Origin of the sequence: Blautia sp. Marseille-P2398 (assembly GCF_964240315.1) — a bacterium.
GTDB lineage: Bacteria > Bacillota > Clostridia > Lachnospirales > Lachnospiraceae > Blautia_A > Blautia_A wexlerae.
The window spans coordinates 165,980-184,661 of record NZ_CAXSTD010000004.1 but is presented as its reverse complement, the minus strand read 5'-3'; the positions used below and the strand labels follow the sequence as shown (position 1 = coordinate 184,661).

The 18,682-nt window shown below is 42.7% G+C and carries 12 protein-coding genes and 1 tRNA gene; 1 reads left to right on the top strand and 12 read right to left on the bottom strand.

Features of this window, described 5'->3' with window-relative positions; all coding sequences use genetic code 11:
- Positions 1-150 precede the first annotated feature (150 nt).
- Together carB and ACESZG_RS06595 are read right to left on the bottom strand one after the other, a co-directional pair.
- A complete protein-coding gene (gene carB / locus ACESZG_RS06600; RefSeq protein WP_008706090.1) occupies positions 151-3,366 on the bottom strand; it encodes a carbamoyl-phosphate synthase large subunit in 3,216 nt (1,071 codons plus the stop codon).
- Positions 3,366-4,442: a carbamoyl phosphate synthase small subunit gene (locus tag ACESZG_RS06595; protein ID WP_055059811.1), complete on the bottom strand. Its 1,077-nt coding sequence runs from the start codon at positions 4,440-4,442 to the stop codon at positions 3,366-3,368. Before ACESZG_RS06595 ends, carB begins: the two co-directional genes overlap by 1 nt.
- A gap of 411 nt (positions 4,443-4,853) precedes the next feature.
- Between ACESZG_RS06595 and ACESZG_RS06590 the strand changes: the two genes are divergently transcribed.
- A tRNA-Leu gene (locus tag ACESZG_RS06590) sits at positions 4,854-4,937 on the top strand.
- A 52-nt stretch (positions 4,938-4,989) separates the two neighbouring features.
- Here ACESZG_RS06590 and ACESZG_RS06585 read toward each other — a convergent pair.
- From ACESZG_RS06585 to ACESZG_RS06540, 10 genes are all read right to left on the bottom strand, one after another.
- The gene (locus ACESZG_RS06585; RefSeq protein ID WP_226852738.1) at positions 4,990-6,117 is read right to left on the bottom strand and encodes a fibronectin type III domain-containing protein; all 1,128 of its coding nucleotides are present in this window, start codon (positions 6,115-6,117) and stop codon (positions 4,990-4,992) included.
- Positions 6,118-6,272: 155 nt separating this feature from the next.
- Positions 6,273-7,778, bottom strand: a complete 1,506-nt coding sequence (locus tag ACESZG_RS06580) for a fibronectin type III domain-containing protein (RefSeq protein WP_055059809.1) — start codon at positions 7,776-7,778, stop codon at positions 6,273-6,275.
- A gap of 138 nt (positions 7,779-7,916) precedes the next feature.
- Positions 7,917-8,504, bottom strand: a complete 588-nt coding sequence (locus ACESZG_RS06575; RefSeq protein ID WP_055059808.1) for a zinc-ribbon domain-containing protein — start codon at positions 8,502-8,504, stop codon at positions 7,917-7,919.
- Positions 8,505-8,559: 55 nt separating this feature from the next.
- Entirely contained in the window at positions 8,560-9,978 is a 1,419-nt protein-coding gene (gene clpX / locus ACESZG_RS06570; RefSeq protein ID WP_008706095.1) for an ATP-dependent Clp protease ATP-binding subunit ClpX, read from the bottom strand.
- A 213-nt stretch (positions 9,979-10,191) separates the two neighbouring features.
- Positions 10,192-11,607, bottom strand: coding sequence for a S1C family serine protease (locus ACESZG_RS06565; protein WP_144137269.1), 1,416 nt, complete (start codon positions 11,605-11,607; stop codon positions 10,192-10,194).
- A gap of 196 nt (positions 11,608-11,803) precedes the next feature.
- A complete protein-coding gene (locus ACESZG_RS06560) occupies positions 11,804-12,748 on the bottom strand; it encodes a glycosyltransferase family 2 protein (RefSeq protein WP_055053007.1) in 945 nt (314 codons plus the stop codon).
- Between the two features lie 88 nt (positions 12,749-12,836).
- Positions 12,837-14,252, bottom strand: a complete 1,416-nt coding sequence (locus ACESZG_RS06555; protein WP_144137270.1) for an LCP family protein — start codon at positions 14,250-14,252, stop codon at positions 12,837-12,839.
- A gap of 17 nt (positions 14,253-14,269) precedes the next feature.
- Positions 14,270-15,673, bottom strand: a complete 1,404-nt coding sequence (locus ACESZG_RS06550; protein ID WP_055053009.1) for an undecaprenyl-phosphate glucose phosphotransferase — start codon at positions 15,671-15,673, stop codon at positions 14,270-14,272.
- An 83-nt stretch (positions 15,674-15,756) separates the two neighbouring features.
- On the bottom strand, positions 15,757-16,713 hold the full coding sequence (locus ACESZG_RS06545; protein WP_118610474.1) for a glycosyltransferase family 2 protein: 957 nt from the start codon (positions 16,711-16,713) through the stop codon (positions 15,757-15,759).
- Positions 16,695-18,602, bottom strand: coding sequence for a glycosyltransferase (locus tag ACESZG_RS06540; RefSeq protein WP_055199724.1), 1,908 nt, complete (start codon positions 18,600-18,602; stop codon positions 16,695-16,697). Before ACESZG_RS06540 ends, ACESZG_RS06545 begins: the two co-directional genes overlap by 19 nt.
- Positions 18,603-18,682 lie beyond the last annotated feature (80 nt).

Below are 18,682 nucleotides of genomic sequence, written 5' to 3'. Positions count from 1 at the left end.
AATACTCATATGATTATATTACACACCATGCCACTGATACAACTGTAATCTGTATTTTTCTGCTGATTCTATAAGATAAAAACAGCCGCCTTTTCTCCGACAGAGAAAATTACGGCTGCTTTTCATCATTTCATATTATTTATCAGTTCTTTATCTTCTTGCAATCGTAGCAATATCAATAAGAGATAAATTGTTCAGGTCTGTATTCTCAAGGCTGGTTGCCAGTGCTTCTGCTGTATCCAGAGAAGTAAGGACATTGACACCTGTCTCGATGGCGTTACGTCTGATGACGAAACCATCTTTCTGATGCTCTACACCCTGTGGCGGAGTATCGATGACAACGTCGATCTTATGACCAAGGATAAGGTCCATAAGGTTCGGTGCAGGCTGCTCCAGCTTATTTGTACGGATAACTTTGATTCCGTTTTCTTTGAGGACTTTTGCAGTTCCCAGTGTAGCATAGATTCTGTATCCAAGTGCTTCGAATCTTCTTGCGATCGGGATGATATCCTGTTTGTCTTCGTCTTTGACAGTGATAATCATGTTTTTATGTTTCGGAAGACGGATACCTGCTCCGATAAATGCTTTGTAAAGCGCTTCATTGAATGTCTCAGCAATACCAAGGCACTCACCTGTTGACTTCATTTCCGGTCCAAGACTGATATCAGCGCCGCGGATCTTCTCAAATGAGAATACAGGCATCTTGATCGCATAGTGTTTTGCTTCCGGCTGAAGTCCCGGTTCATAGCCCATGTCTTTCAGCTTGTATCCAAGGATTACCTTCGTTGCAAGAGGAACGATCGGAATTCCTGTTACCTTGCTGATGTACGGTACAGTACGGCTGGAACGAGGATTAACCTCAATCACATATACATCATCTCCAAGAACAATGAACTGGATGTTGATCATACCGATAACATGCAGTGCTCTTGCAAGACGCCTGGTGTATTCTGCAATTGTCTCTTTTGCTTTCTCGCTGATGGTCTTAGCCGGGTATACGGAGATACTGTCACCGGAGTGGATTCCGGCACGCTCGATATGTTCCATGATACCAGGAATCAGGATATCCTCGCCATCGCATACAGCATCTACTTCGATTTCCTTACCCATCAGGTATTTATCAACAAGGATCGGGTGCTCCTGTGCAATCTGGTTAATCACACCAATATACTCTTCTACGTCCTCATCGCTTACAGCGATTCTCATGCCCTGACCACCAAGTACATAGGAAGGACGAACCAGAACAGGATAACCCAGCTCATTTGCTGCTTTCTTAGCTTCCTCAGCAGTAAATACTGTCTGTCCCTTTGGTCTCGGGATCTCGCATTTTTCAAGAATCTCATCAAAGAGCTCACGGTCCTCTGCTGCATCTACGTTCTCCGCAGATGTTCCGAGAATCTTAACGCCCATCTTTGTCAGTGCTTCTGTTAATTTGATAGCTGTCTGACCACCGAACTGTACAACTGCTCCGTCCGGTTTCTCGATATTTACTACATTCTCAACATCTTCCGGTGTCAGAGGCTCGAAATACAGTTTATCTGCAATATCAAAGTCTGTACTTACTGTTTCCGGGTTGTTGTTGATGATAATGGTCTCATAGCCTTCTTTTGCAAATGCCCATGTACAGTGTACGGAACAGAAGTCGAACTCAATACCCTGACCGATACGGATCGGACCGGAACCAAGTACCAGGATTTTCTTTTTATCCGGTGTTGCTACTGCTTCATTCTCTGTGCCTTCATCGCCGTATACAGAATAGTAATATGGTGTTGCTGCCGCAAACTCTGCAGCACAGGTATCAACCATCTTGTATGCTGCTTTGATCTGGTATTCTTCACGAAGAGCTTTGATTTCTTCTTCTGTTTTACCTGTCAGACGAGCAATGATATAATCCGGAAATTCCATGCGCTTTGCTTCCAGAAGAAGCTCTTTTGTAAGCTTTCTGGTTTTAAGTGCATTTTCCATTCCAACAAGGATTGCCAGCTTATCAATGAACCAGATATCAATCTTGGTAATGTCATGAAGCATGGACTGCGGCATACCGCGGCGGATTGCTTCTGCGATTTTCCAGATTCTGCGGTCATCTACGATTTCCAGTTCTGCCAGAAGTTCTTCATCTGTAAGCTGTGTAAAATCGTAGGACATAAGGCTGTCTACATGCTGTTCCAGAGAACGAATTGCTTTCATCAGAGCGCCTTCAAAGTTATGGCAGATGCTCATAACCTCACCGGTAGCTTTCATCTGAGTCGTAAGGGTTCTCTTTGCAGTAATAAATTTGTCAAATGGAAGTCTCGGAATCTTCACTACGCAGTAGTCAAGCATTGGCTCGAAACTTGCATATGTTTTTCCTGTGATCGCATTCGGGATCTCATCCAGTGTGTAACCCAGAGCAATCTTTGCTGCAACCTTTGCGATCGGGTAACCTGTTGCCTTACTTGCAAGTGCAGAGGAACGGCTTACACGCGGGTTTACCTCGATTACACAGTATTCAAAGCTGTCCGGTTTCAGAGCGTACTGAACGTTACATCCACCTGTGATTCCAAGTTCTGTGATGATGTTCAGGGCTGAAGTACGGAGCATCTGATATTCTTTATCTCCCAGTGTCTGAGATGGAGCAACTACGATAGAGTCACCTGTGTGGACACCAACCGGATCAATGTTCTCCATGTTGCAGACTGTGATACAGTTTCCTGCACTGTCACGCATTACTTCATATTCAATCTCTTTCCATCCTGCGATGCAGCGCTCTACCAGAACTTCACCTACACGTGAAAGACGAAGACCATTCTCTAGGATTTCACGAAGTTCATATTCATTATGAGCGATACCGCCGCCGCTTCCACCGAGTGTGTAAGCAGGACGGAGAACTACCGGATAACCAATGATGTTTGTAAATGCAAGACCATCTTCTACTGTTGTAACAACCTTGGATGCTGCAATCGGCTCACCGATCTTCTCCATGGTATCTTTAAATTCCTGACGGTCCTCCGCTTTCTTGATTGTCTGGGCAGTTGTACCGATCAGTCTTATATTGTGTTCTTTGAGGAAACCTTTCTCATCCAGCTCCATGGCAAGGTTTAATCCCGCCTGGCCGCCCAGTGTAGGAAGGACGCTGTCCGGTTTCTCTTTCAGGATAAGCTGTTCTACTACTTCTACTGTCAGAGGCTCGATATAAACTCTGTCAGCGATATCTTTATCTGTCATGATGGTTGCAGGGTTGGAGTTAAGAAGAACAACCTCAATGCCTTCTTCTTTCAGGGAACGGCATGCCTGTGTTCCTGCATAGTCAAACTCTGCTGCCTGGCCGATGATAATCGGGCCGGAACCAATTACAAGTACTTTTTTAATGTCTTTATTTCTTGGCATTATTTATTTCCTCCCATCATATCCATAAATCTGTCAAACAGGTAACTGGAATCCTGCGGTCCCGGGCATGCTTCAGGATGGAACTGTACAGTAAAGATATTCTTTCCTTCGTATGCCATACCTTCGTTTGTGCCGTCATTGACGTTAACGAATGCAGGTTTTGCAATGTTTTTCTCTTCAAGTCCCTCAGCATCTACTACATAACCATGGTTCTGGGAAGAAATGTAAACACGTCCTGTTGCAAGGTCTTTGACCGGATGATTTCCGCCTCTGTGTCCGTATTTCATCTTATGAGTATCTCCACCTGTTGCAAGAGCCATAAGCTGATGTCCAAGACAGATTGCGAAGATCGGAACTTCAGAATCATATAATTTTTTTATTTCCTTTATAATAGAAGTACATTCCTTTGGATCTCCAGGGCCGTTACTTAACATAATGCCATCCGGATTTGTCTCCAGAATCTCTTCCGCAGGTGTCAGTGCCGGATAAATTGTAACCTCACATCCTCTTTCATTCAGGGAACGTGCAATGTTTCTCTTAGCTCCCAGGTCAAGAAGTGCTACTTTCGGACCGTCGCCTTTTAAAATCTCTTTCTCGCGGCATGTTACCTTCTCTACTACCTTACCTGTTGTATATGCTTTTAACTGGGGGATAATTGTATCTAAATCATAATTTTCATTGACGGTGATCATACCGTTCATGGTACCTTTCTCACGAAGGATTTTCGTTAAGGCTCTGGTATCAATTCCGGCAATACCTGGAATATCATGCTTTGTTAAGAAATGCTGAATCGTGTCCACGCTTCTGAAATTACTTGGGACACGGGATAATTCGCGGACAATAAAGCCGTCCACCCATGGCTTTGATGACTCCTGGTCATCATAACAAATTCCGTAATTCCCAATGAGGGGATAAGTCATACATACTGCCTGTCCTGCATAGGAAGGGTCGGTCATTACTTCCAGATAACCGGTCATGGAAGTATTAAAGACGATTTCGCTGATAACGTCTCTCGTTGAACCAATGCTTGTACCTTTGAACACATGGCCATCTTCTAATATCAGAAATGCTTTCATACAATCTCCCTTTCTTATCTTTATATTGTGTCTATCACTTATTTTTTCCTAAATCTTCAAGATTGTATCACAGCAAAGTGCTTTTTTCAACCTTATAAGGTACTAAAAATAATTAAGTTGATATTAAAAACTTTTTTGTAATTTCAGGCAGATCCAATCACATGCATTCACTGCTTTCTCACATCCAAATACCTCTATAAAATTTAAATCATCCTCTTCTCTGTGCAACTCTACACCGGATAACTGCTCCGCAGTTTATCAGAAGAAGCTTACACTTCTACGTAACAAATTGTGCGTTTTGATGATACTGTAAAAAAAATTAAAAAAATTTCAAAAAAGCTATTGACTTTTATCCATACATCGGTTATTATAAATGAGCAGTCGCGAGAGAGCGATTGATAAATAAGAAATGCAGAAGTGGCGGAATTGGCAGACGCGCAGGCTTCAGGTGCCTGTGGTAGCAATATCGTGTGGGTTCAAGTCCCATCTTCTGCATTATTTTTTTACTCAAAAAAGGAAACTGATACAGTTTCCTTTTTTTCTGTTCTTATGACACAAAAGACATCAGATAACGGTAAATCTTCCATGTGGTTTCATTATCGTAATGAGTTCCGTCTGTTGTCTTATATCCCTGCTTTTTCAGATAAGAATAAAGATCTGCATATTTCGCACCGGCAACTTCTTTTTTCATTCTGGCATTGAAATCTTCGATTTCCTCATTTGTTACATAAGGATCTTTGGTTACCTGTCCCACTGCCACAATATAGGCATCCGCTCCCTGCGCTTTCCATTTTGGAATCTCCTCATTCAGCAGACTGATATAATTTGAAATATTGTATACATCATTAACACCAAGCCAGACAAAAATATCTTCATTTCCTTTCATCTGCTCCTGCAAGGTCTTCAGGGCAGTATCTCTAAGCCATTTATACCCCATTCCAACCTCACATATCCATGTGATGTTATCGTTCTCCACAACATCTTTCATCATATCTGTTCTGGAATCTCCGATCATAATAGTCTTTCGCATTACCGCCTCTGCCGGATCACTCAGTTCAGAATATACAACATTTCCCTGATTTCGTACATATGCCCGTATTCTGTAATAATAAGTCTTTCCTGAAACAGCACCTGTATCTGCATAACTGAATGTTGTATTGCCGGAAACTATATTGATTCTTTTATATCCTCTGTCCTCGGATTCTGACCGGAATATCTGATATCCTTCTGCAGTTTTGATTTTTTTCCATTTGATCAGGGTTCCGCTTTCTTCTCTCACTCTTATCCGGGTGATCACAGGTTTTCCGGGAGCTGTTTTTATCTCCAGTGCTTTCGATGATGGGCTGTACAGAGTTTTGTTTCCCTGTTTCAGATAAGAACGTATCTTATAAGTGTAGAGCTTATCTTCAGAACCTGTCAGTGTAAAACTGGTAATGTTCCTGTTCTTGATCCTTTCCACGCATTTGTATTTTCCGTAGGCTTTATAATACAGAAAAATCTGATAGCCGGAGGCCTTCTTTACTTTATTCCAGTTCAGAGTCACTCTGTTTCCGGCTGCTGTTCCGGACAATACCGGTGTTTCCGGTTTTGCAGATGCTGCGGATGCCGATACTGTTCCAAACAGCATTACCGCTATCAACCAAAATAAAAAGAAACTCTTTCTGATATATTTCACATGACATTCCTCCCATCTATAACAATTCATCTATAGCAATACCGGACTGTCCACAGTATTTTACGGAATTGCCATAATCAAAGAGCCGGCTCTGTAAAAGATATCTGCTCTCACATCGCCGGCTTGATTTTATACTGTTCTCAATTATTTTTGTATTATTTGACTTTCACGCTCTTCACTGCGCTGTAACCTGTATATACCTTTGCAGATCCTACCATCTTATATGCGCGTGCTCTGAAATAATAAGTTTTACCACTTGTCAGTTTTGTCTTATTTGCGGTCAGCTTTGTAGTTCCTTTTACAACCGTACCCTTCTGGGATTTCTTGGATGATCCACAGTAAACATCATATCCGTCTGCACCTGCAACAGCCTTCCAGCTTACGGTTGCCACACCTTTTTTGGTGGACTTCACAGAGATTGCCGGCTTTGTACCTGTTGCTGTAGCTTTCACTTCTGCGGAATTTGACCAGGATCTGAGGTTCTTATTGGCATCTTTTACCTGTACAGTTGCTGTAACTCTGTATGTGTAGACTGTTCCTGTAGAAATCACATTATCTGTGTAATCTTCTCCGAACTCTGCGTCAGCCAGATCACCATTATCCCATGTTTTAACAGTTTCATATGCACCGTTGCCTGTTTTCTTCTCCAGTTTGTAAGAAGCATCATCTGTACTGGAACCAACGTTTACCACGATCTGATCCCATGTTGCAGATGTGATGGATGCAGTTGCCTTCAGCATTTTGACCTTGGATGAAACCTTTGCATCACAGCTGAACTGCTGAGGTACGGCAATCCATTCCGGTGTAAAGTCAATAGAAGGTGTCTTACTCAGTGAGTTTCCGTCAAGGTATAAGGAAACTACCTGAGATCCTTCCTTGCTGTTTTCCAGTTTCAGATTTGTGATCTTATTGTTTCTAAGATCAAGGATTCCCTGAAATCCGGCACAGTTAAATGAAGTGATGGCATTATTGGAGGCATTGACTTCTGAAAGACTCTTTACATAATCAGTATCTCCGATGTTCAGTCCTGCATTTGCCTGTGTGGTAAATTTATTGGAGCTTGCATCTACGAAATCCAGATTCTTCAGATATTTCTTGGAAGGCATTACTACCTTTGTCAGTTTATTGCTTCCATACTTCACTACACGAAGATTTGTGCATTTGCTGAGATCCAGAGTTCCTGCAAGACTGTTATTACTCAGATTCAGATATGCAACTTTTGTATTCTTTGTAATATTTACAGAAGTAAGTTTGTTATTTGCCGCAAACAGATCTGTCGCATAGGTAAAACGTTCAATACCTTTCAGGTTGGAAATTCCAAGTCCTGAAACATCAATCGTCTTGGCTGCTTTGATCTCTGCCGCTGAAAGTTTCTTATCCTTGTCTGTATCAATATTGTCTAAAACATACTGGCGGAACTTTGCATCCGGGAAGTTCGCTGAACTGACTGCTACTGCTGATGATGCTTCAGCAGCATCGGACTGAAATTCAGATCCGTCCTCTACCTCCGGAGCTTCCTCTTCTGCTGAGCCAACAGACTGTTCTTCTACTGTTGATGTATCATCACTAAAATCAGCAGCCTGAACGCTGATACCAGAAGTCATCATAGCTGCACTGATCATTCCTGCGACTAATAACTGATTTAATTTTCTGTTTTTCATCTTTCCCTCTCCTGTTCGTAATTTTCATACCTTTTGATACGATATAAAATTATCATATTCCATATCAATTTGCAACATATTTTTAATTATACTGTAATTATCTGGTAAATCTGTAAAAATAATTTACCCTGCAGTTACTTACTTCTCTTCCATTGTTTCTTTTTCCACTGGTGTTTCTTCCACCGGCTGTTCCTGTGCTGGTTCTGTTTCTGCTGTTTTCTCTGTCTCTGGTTCTTCCGGCTGTAATTCTTCTGCCGGTGTTTCTTCCGGCTCATTACTCCCATCTTCATCTTCATCTGAAGATACAGTGTCATTTTCCACATTCTTCGCCGGTTCCGGAGTCGGGCATGACGTTCCGCAATACGGACAGAAACTTACATTAATATCTACCTCCCGCTCGCAGGACGGGCAGATTTTCTCTCCTTTCAGGTTCGCAGCATTATCCTTATACTCCCTGATTTTCAGATAATGCTGATCAATCTCCTGACATAAAGCACTTAACTCACTATCAATTCCATCACCCTGAGAATGTCGTCTGTAAACAATATCACCGATATCAACTTTGATTTTCTCAATAATGCGCTCTTCTCCTGTGATTTTACTTCTTATCTTCTGTGCCTCGATCGTCTGCTCTGCGCGGGCACCTAATTCTCTTGTTGTCTTTCCCAGTTCCTTCGTTGTTTTTGAAAATGTCTTAACTAATCCATCAAAAAAATCTGTTCCCATAATATTTACTCCCTTCCATTATTGTCCTCATAATGCAAGAACAAAACTATTTTAATTAATGACTACCCTCCAGCAGGATCGGCTCCTGTCCGCGAAGAAGGATCTTCGGACCACCGTTTCCTTCTATGTATTCTCTTGTGATCACAACCTCTCCTATGCTGTCATCTTTCGGAATCTCATACATGATATCCAGCATATACTCTTCCAGTATCGCGCGAAGTGCCCTGGCACCTGTATCTCTCTCCAGTGCTTTCGCAGCAATTGCATGAAGCGCCCCGTCTTCAAATTCCAGTTTCACTTCATCCAGTGCAAGAAGTTTCTGATACTGTTTAAGAATCGCATTCTTCGGCTCCTGCAGGATCTTCACAAGCATATCCTCATTCAATCCGTCCAGAGTAAAGATGATCGGAAGTCGTCCGATAAATTCCGGAATCATTCCAAAACTGCGGATATCCTCCACTGTTACTTTCTGAAGCAGATGAGGATCATTATCATATTTATCCTTCAGGTCTGCATAAAAACCGATAGATGCCTGCTTGTTCAGCCTTTCTTTAATGATATTCTCCAGATCAGGAAAAGCACCGCCACAGATAAACAGAATATTACGTGTATTAACAGTTACAAGCGGTACCATTGCGTTTTTGCTGTTTGCACCTACAGGAACTTCCACCTCACTTCCCTCAAGAAGCTTCAGCATTCCCTGCTGCACTGCCTCACCACTGACATCTCTCTGGTTGGTGTTCTTCTTCTTGGCAATCTTATCAATCTCATCAATGAAAATAATACCATGCTCGGCACGCTCCACATCATTATCTGCCGCCGCCAGAAGTTTGGAAACAACGCTCTCTATATCATCGCCAATATAACCGGCTTCTGTAAGAGAAGTGGCATCTGCAATTGCAAGCGGCACATCCAGAAGTTTCGCCAGGGTTTTAACCAGATAGGTTTTACCGCATCCGGTTGGTCCGATCATCAGCATATTAGATTTCTCAATTTCAATCTCATCCATTGTATCTGTTGCCACACGTTTATAGTGATTGTAAACCGCTACAGACATTACTTTCTTGGCCTTCTCCTGACCAATCACATACTGGTCAAGGGTTTCTTTGATCTTATGGGGAGCAGGAATATTTTTCAGATCCAGAACCGGTTTTTCCTGTTTCTTTTTCTTTTTTTCTTTCTTTGGCTGCTGCACCGGATTCTGGAAGCTGCCCAGATCGATCATACTCACATTCGGCATATTCAACAGGTCAGAATAATTGAACTTACCCTCATTAAACTGCTGATTCATAGAATTAAAGCTCTTCTGCATACAATCTGTGCAGACATGTATGTTATTGGGAAGTTCGATCATCGGACCGGCCTTGCTCTCAGGTCTGCGGCAGAGAAAACAGAATTTTTCGGATTTGTTTCTCTTTTTCTCTGTATCTTCGCTGCTGTCTATTATTTCATCATCATTATAGTTCTCGCTCATAATGACTCCTTTCTATATCCTCTTATTCGTAACAGTACAGTGCTCCTGCAGGATAGCAGGCTGCTGGATCATTACGCTTATTTAACTGAATTATATCATACAATTCCCTTATAACAAAATGAAAGTTTTATAAACACAAAAAGAATCCTGCCTGGGTTACTGTTCACTGATAATATTATAAAAGACACCGCCGCATGGGCGATGTCTTTTGTTTTATTCATTGTCCGGTCTGGTGCCGAGAGTCAGCTCTACAGTATTTTCTTCATATTCCCCATTAGTGGCTCTTGCAATAACTGCCTCAATCTTCTCTCCCGATTTATAATACTGCAGTTTATCCAGCAGATCATCACCATCACTGACTTTCTGTCCGTCGAATTTTACGATGATGTCGCCTTTACAGATACCTGCCTCCTGTGCCGGAGAATCATCCTCCACACTTCTTACAAAGGCGCCTGTGGGCATATTATACATCTCAATTGCCTCTGTGGTCAGACTGGCAAGACTTACTCCCAGATATCCTTTTTTGCTGCTGTCTACTTTCTCCCTGGTCTCACGATTCATCAGTTCTTCCAGAATAGGCTTTGCCTTGGAAATAGGAATGGCATATCCCATACCTTCTACAGCACTGTCTGCGTATTTTGCAGAATTGATGCCGATCAGCTCGCCTTTCATATTCAAAAGTGCACCACCACTGTTACCCGGATTGATTGCCGCATCCGTCTGGATCAGTCCTGTACTGTTCGTTCCGTCATCTGTAGAAATCGTCCGGTTCAATGCACTTATCCAACCTGATGTTACAGACTGACCATATCCAAGCGCATTACCGATCGCAACTACCTGCTGCCCTACTGCCAGATCATCCGAACTTCCTATCTGAGCAATCTTGATCTGATTTAAAGTGTCCTCAGGGATATCCGATTTCTTCACCGCAACTACTGCCAGATCATTATCAGCATCTGTACCCTTAATCTTGGCACTGACCGCATCCTCTACATTCAGATCTCCATTATCTCCCGCATTCACAGTCTCTGTCTCTGCATTTGCCACATCATCCCCGATAAAGCAGACACTCAGAGTTGTAGCTCCATCCACCACGTGATTATTCGTTGCGATCAGAAGCTCATCATCGTTATCTCCAACGATAATCCCTGAACCTGTTGACGCACTCTTATATTGGCGGGAACTATATCCGAAAAAGCTTGGTATTTCCTGAACACTGACAGTAGTGATCGCAACTACAGAAGGCATGGAAGCCTGAGCCACTGCTGCTACTGTTCCATTCTCAGAGTCAGACAGCACCTTATCGGCAGTGCTGTCATCTGATGCCGTTTCCTGAAGATCCACACTGTCTGTAGTTTTAATCTGCACCGAAGACTTACCTGTATTCAGGAATCTGTCTGCTGCAAAATTCGCCGCCTGAAATACAACTGCCGCCACCAGGCCAAAGATCACAGCCAGTGCGATTGTCGTCCCTGCTTTTTTCTGAAAAGAATTCTGATTTCTTCTGTGTCCAGAGGGACCGGATGGTTTCAAAACAGTTCCCTGTTCTTCATGGAACTGATAATGTTCATATCTGGGCTGCTGACCGGAATCATCTGTTTTTTCACCCAGGTTTCTTTCATCATTCATGTAATCTGCTCCCTTCTGTTCCTGTATTACTGTTTATCGGAGCACTCCCCGAAATAAACAATGATCTGTAACTGTTTTATTTCTGCACAGTTACAGCAATTCTTCTCCTGAACTCTGGAATCAGTATATCAATTAATTGTGTTCAAAATGTGACAATTATCGTAAATTGGCGTGTCTTAAGGTTATCCGCTTACCTTTATTTTCTGTTCCAGTAATATGGACTCATGGTACATGCAAGAACAACTTTCCGGGGAAGTTTTCTGTATCTTTTCCCCAGGAAATATCCTGCATATTTCATTCCGCTCTGCCAGATCAGCTGAGGAATCAGCCAGAAGTGTCCCGTTCTTATCAGATAGCCCAGGCTTCTTTTTACCAGACGGATTCCCTCTCCCTCAGAAGGTACTCCTTCAAAAATTTCCGGATGCTCTGCCTGGGATACTCCCAGATCGAAGTTTCTGTGAAACTGCTGTCTTCCGGAATAATTATGGGAATGATACACTCTCGCATCTGCCGCATAGACAACTGAATAACCTTTCTGAATCATTGTTCCGGCACAGATCATATCTTCATTGAAAATCGCCCGCTCTGTAAAACCGCCTGTTTTCTGATAAATCCCTTTATCATAGGCCGCACACACATTAGAACAGAAATAGGTCTTGATCCCGTACTTATCAATATCAGCCAGCGACTTTACCGAGGACTGCTCCGGATAATTAAAAGAACGGGTATAACGTTCCAGAAAGCGACAGTCTGCCCTGGGTAATTGTCTTGCATAGGCTGCTCCTGCACCCGGATTTTCACTGACAGCACAGACAAGATTTCCAATTACTTTTCTGTCAGCAGGGAGAGCATCCTGTGTCATAAAGATCATAATATCTGCATTCGAAAGTTCTGCTGCCCTTCTTCTGGTTCCGCCATGATCAAAATCCTTCTGTTCCAGGTGATGAACCTCAAGGATCGGACATTTCTCCCATTCTCTGTTCCAGTACTGCTCTCCCGTATTCATAACCAGAATCCTGCGGGGACGGTATTCCTGTTCTTCCAGCCTGTGCAGCAGTTCTCCAAATTCTCTGCCGGGACGATAGGCAGGAATGATTACATCAACTGTCGCAGTGTCATTATATTTTTCCTTATGCGTCATCCTCAACACTCCTTATCTGAAAAGAGGACCATCCTTTCCAACAGATGGTCCTCTTTTCTATTATTTATATTTTTATAGCAGTTCCCTGTTACTGTTCTTCAGAACTTGCTCCGGAATCTGCTGCTGAATCATCGCTGAATCCATCGTCGCCGCCGGTCTCATCTCCGCCGGTGTCATCGCCGCCGTCGTAGTCTCCACCACCAGTGTCACTGCCGGTGTCATCGCCGCCATTATCATAACTGCCGTCATCACCACTGTTATCATAATCGCCACCGCCGCCATTATCATAACCGCCATCATAACCACCGTTATCATAATCATTGTCATAATCATAATCGCCGCTGTTATCCGTACTGCCGGAGGTATTATCGCCGGACCATACAAAAGTGTCATTTGCATTTGTGGTATCAGTGTCCTGTGTCGTAGTCTTGGCTGCATCATCCAGCTTACTTTCTCCGCCGACGATCTCAAGTATCTTATTACTGCGGGCCACTACCTCAGAAGACGGAGTATAATCCTGATCATCATACAGGAACTTGTGAAGTTCAACTACATTGTTCTCAAGATCAGTAGGAACAATAATACTTCCCTTGATATTGGAGAATTTAAACTTCTGCGGGAATCCCGTGCTGTCTGTAAATTTATATCCGATCAGAGTCGGAATAAGTCCCAGAATATCCTGTTTTGAAAGAGATGTTGTAACCATCGGGAATACATCATCCATAATCTTAAAAATAGAAGAAAGACCCGCTATCTTCGCCTTGTCAAAGAGCATTCCAAGTACTCGTCTCTGACGCTCTGTACGTCCCATATCAAGACTTGCAGTATAACGGATACGGCAATAGGATGTCGCCTGTACACCGTTCAGATGATAAGTTCCTACAATGGCTTCCTCATCTTCCGGCTTTGGCTCCGGTTTCTCGATTGGAGTGTAATCTTTCCCTGTCAGCTTGGATGTTTCCACGCAATAGTTATTCATATGTTCAATTTCCGCATAAGATAACGGAATATCAAGACCGCCAAGATCATCTACCACTTCTACAAGTGCAGAAAAATCGGCCGTCGCATAATCGGAAATATCCAGATCCAGGTTTGTATTTAACATAGTGATCGCCTGTTCCGGACCACCCAGCGCATAGGCTGCATTTGCCTTCGTATAGGTATCATCTCCAACATTGAGAAGTGTATCTCTGTATACGGAAACCATACGCACTTCTTTTGTATCGTTGTTTACACTCACAATGATCATGGTATCACTGTTCTGTGCAGAATACTGGGAGCCTTCCCCTCTGGTATCAATACCAAACAGCACATAGGTCTTGTAGCCTGTCATCTTTGGTGCTTCCTGGTTTACGACTATTTTTTCCTTTTTCAGTTCCGGCTGCTCAATCTTATCCAGCCTGGAAGAAATCTGTCCATACACATACAGCCCGCCAATAAACAGCAGCAGTACAATGATTTCAAGCACAAACAGTACTTTTTTCTTTTTTCCTGGTTTAGCCATGCCTTTTTCCCCTTATCTTAATATGCATTTTTGTTTATAAATCCCTTGAAAAATGTAAGGAATATAATCTTGATATCCAGCCCTATGCTCCAGTTTTCAATGTAATAAAGGTCATATTCGATTCTTTTTCTTATGGATGTGTCTCCGCGGTAACCATTCACCTGAGCCCAGCCGGTAAGTCCCGGGCGAACCTGATGTTTCACCATATATCTCGGGATTTCTTCTCTGAATTTCTCTACAAAAAACGGCCGCTCCGGTCGTGGTCCCACAAGACTCATGTTACCCTTCAGTATGTTGAAAAGCTGTGGCAGTTCATCAATACTGGTGTGACGCATAAACTTTCCGATGGGTGTTACTCTTGGGTCATTCTTTACTGTCCATGCCTTCTTCTCTTCCGATTCCGGCTGTACTTCCATGGAACGGAACTTGTACATCCGAAAAGTCTGGTTATGAAGTCCAACCCTCTCCTGTTTATAGATCAGTGGTCCCGGTGATGTCAGCTTAATGATAACACACATTAACAGCATCAGCGGTGAGGTTACTATGATTCCAACAATAGATCCTGCAATGTCCATCGCCCGCTTGACCAGTGCATTGAATGTATTGTTCAACGGTACATAACGGATATTGATAACCGGAAGTCCCAGTATGTCTTCTGTATATGGTTTTGTCGGAATGATCTTATTATAATCCGGGATAAACTTGGTGTGTACTCCGGATTTTTCACACAGTGCTACAATCTCTTCCAGGCGGTAATATTCACTTAAGCCCAGAGTGATCGCTATTTCATCCAGCCGGTTCTCCGGAAGTATTATATTCAGATTGGCAATCCTTCCAAGAACTTTGATTCCCTTGTACTCTGTTCCTGCCGGAACATTGTCATCCAGTATTCCGCGGATCACATATCCCCACTGAGGATTGGCAAGAACTCTGTCAATATATTCCTCTGCTGCGCGGCTGTATCCCACACAGATCATCTGTTTCTGATTCAGTCCCTTCTCTCTCATATCTCTCAGAAGAGCGAAAATCAACATTCGTGCACACCACTGAAGCACAATATTGATTACATAAAACATAATATAAGTAGAACGGGAAAAATCGCTCTCATCTATCATGTAAAATGTAAACATCAGAATAAGGAGCCCAAGCGAGTTGGCCTTTACAATATTAGCCAATACAAGCCGACGCCCCTGCATCCGCATGGGAGTATACAATGTGAAAGCCTGATACAACAACAGATAAACCGGTACAATAAAAACCAGCATCAGCATATACTGCTGAAAGCTTCTGGTTCTGACTGCTGTTGCTGCCATAGGACCAACAAAACGGATCAGCCATGCCAGAAAATATGACAGTACCAGTACAATTGCATCAATGATCATATGGAGACGACTGAAATTCTTTTCATTGTCCTTTAGCAATCTTTTGTCACCTCATTTTTTTATCGTTTCTATATTATAATAGTTGTTTTATAAAAGCAATAAAAATTTATCTTTCTTTCTTATCATCCGCACAAACGCCTGAAGATATTCACCCACAATTCAACTTGAATCCTAAAATAGTTTGACAGATTTTGAAATTTAAAAGGTATTTTATGATTTTTTTTACTGATCTGGAATCCATTCTTAATTCCCGCAATATACTCTCTTCCGAATCCTTTCAGCGCAAAAAACAGAATTTTGATTCCAAATCCTGCAACAAGAAACGGAAGATTGATAATAATCTGTAACACCGGCATATTTTTGTATATCAGATAAATATTATTTCTGGAAGAATACCGGATCTTGAACTGATTATATCTGGATCCGCTGGTACCGCTTCCCACATGGTATACCATGGCATCAGGTGCATACCAGTTTTCATATCCGTAGATCCTGGCCCGGTATCCCACGTCCATGTCCTCCAGATATGCAAAATGTTCTTCGTCAAAATATCCCAGCTCATCAAAGATCTTCTTTCTGTAAATAGCAGCTCCTGCACAGGAAGCAAAAATCTTCTCTTCCTTTTCATAGGTATGGATATTTTTCCCCTTACCTCTTGCATAAGCCCATCCAAGCGCGCAGTAATAGTTTCCTGCATCATCCAGCCTGTCCCTGTCATGAAACTGAATCATTCTGGCAGCACAGGAGAAAGCTTTGGGATGCCTTTTGATGGCTGACAGCATTTCTTCTATAAAATTCTCCGTTACTTCAATATCATTGTTTAAAAGCAGTACATAAGGTGAACGTGATGCTCTGATCCCTTCATTGACCGCTTTACAGAATCCGAAATTCTCCGGCAGTTCGATCAGATGGACCCATGGATACCTTGCAGCAACAAAAGCGCAGCTTCCGTCATTGGATCCATTATCCACAAGAATTACATCAAAATTGCTTACAGTCTGACACTCCAGACCTGCAAGTACGCCATCCAGATAAGCCATCCCATTAAAATTCGGAATGATCACTGATACTTCCTGCATGATTTCCTCCCTGTCTTCTCTTTTTTCTGTCCTGCTTCTGTCTCCATTCCCGGGATTGGCTTCAGAGAATAATTCCATTTGGTAAGAGACAGGTTTTTGTTATAACAGGGATCTCCGTTTTTGAGAATGTCTATCCAGTGACATCGCATATATTCAATCTCCGTCTGAAAACGGCGCACTTTCTCCTTGCTGTCTTCAGCTCCTCTGGTCTTTGATTCCATATGATAAAGCTTCGCATAGGGATCATATACGATCAGATAGCCGTTTTTTCTTACTTTCAGGCAAAGATCCACATCATTAAATGCCACAGCCAGTTCTTCTGTAAATCCTCCTGCCTGCTCAAAAACCTCTTTCTTCATCAACAGACAGGCGGCAGTCACTGCACTCATATCCTGAAGAAGGGATGCCTTATGCAGATAGCCGGTATGGTCCGCAGGCATATCTACGAACATATGCCCCGCAATACCGCCCATTCCGATCACACATCCTGCATGCTGGATTGTATTATCCGGATAAATGAGCTTTGCTCCGACACCGCCCACTTCCGGACGCTGACACACTCCAAGCATTTCTTCCAGCCAGTCCGGATTGATGGATTTTACATCATTATTCAGGAAAAGCAGATATTCTCCCTTTGCATGTGCCGCAGCAAAGTTATTGATGGCAGAATAATTAAATTCTTTTCCCCATCTCAAAAGATGGATCTTCCGGTTTCCGGAAAGCTCTTTATAATATCGGAAAATCTCATCAGTGGTACTGTTATTCTCCACGATTATGATTTCAAAATTCTGATAACCGGTATTCTTCTCCAGCATTTCCAGACAGGTCTGAAGAGTCTCTTTCTCGTCTTTGTTTGGTATGATAACAGACACCAGAGGTTTTCCCTGCACCGGATATTTCACCCGGTAAAAGCCCAGATCCTGTGTATGGCTTACCTCGCCTTCTGTACCTGTTCTCTCAAGATGAGCTTCTATTGCTCTCTTGCCGGCTTCAAATGCGTACATTTTACTGGCAGGATTATCTGCAGTGGAGGCTTTGTGTGTTCTCCAGTGATACAGGATTTCCGGAACATGTAAAACCTCTCCGGCATTCTCCGTACAGCGGAAGATAAAATCGTAATCCTGAGCTCCGTCGAATTCTTTTCGGAAACCTCCGGCCTTTTCTACAATACTCTTTCGCACTACAAAAAAGTGGCAGATATAATTATTGGAACGCAGGAGATCCAGATTAAAATCCGGTTTCAGATGTGGCTGAAAATGCTCGTCCAGTTCTGTTGTAACCTTATCCTCGTCTGTATAAAGCGCATCTGCCTGCGGATGATCCTGCAGTATTTTCACGATCTCATATAATGCATTGGGTGCCAGCAGGTCATCATGGTCAAGAAGCCCCACAAATTCACCTTTTGTCATTGCAAACGCGCGGTTTGTGTTCTCTGCAATGCCAAGGTTCTCTTTGAGATTGCAGAATCTTACCCGGGAATCTCCGGCTGAATATTCTGCCAGTACTTTCTGCATCTCCTCATTGTCAGGACTTGCATTTACGATACACAGCTCCCAGTTTGAATAAGTCTGAACGATCAGTGATTCTATCATCTGTCTCAAAAATTCTACAGGTGTCTGATAAGCCGGAACTGCAATGCTGATTAGCGGTGAATAATCAAATTTCTGTTTCCTCTGTGTTTCCAGTGTTTCCTCCGTCGGAATGTAAGCCCGGTACCATGGACCATATGGTACTTCTTCCGGTTCAAAACGTTCATGCAGCCTGATCCAGAATTCCTTTAGTCCATAATGCTTCATGTAGCGGAACCCTTTCCGGATCGTATAGGGGGAAAGCTTCCTGAACATTTTCGTCCACTGGATTTTTCCTCCTGCAGATGGTTTTTTACTCATATGATAACCTCGATTTTTACTATGATTTTTTATTTTAACATTGTATGATATTTTTTGCAAGAAAGGAGAGAAATGTGTTA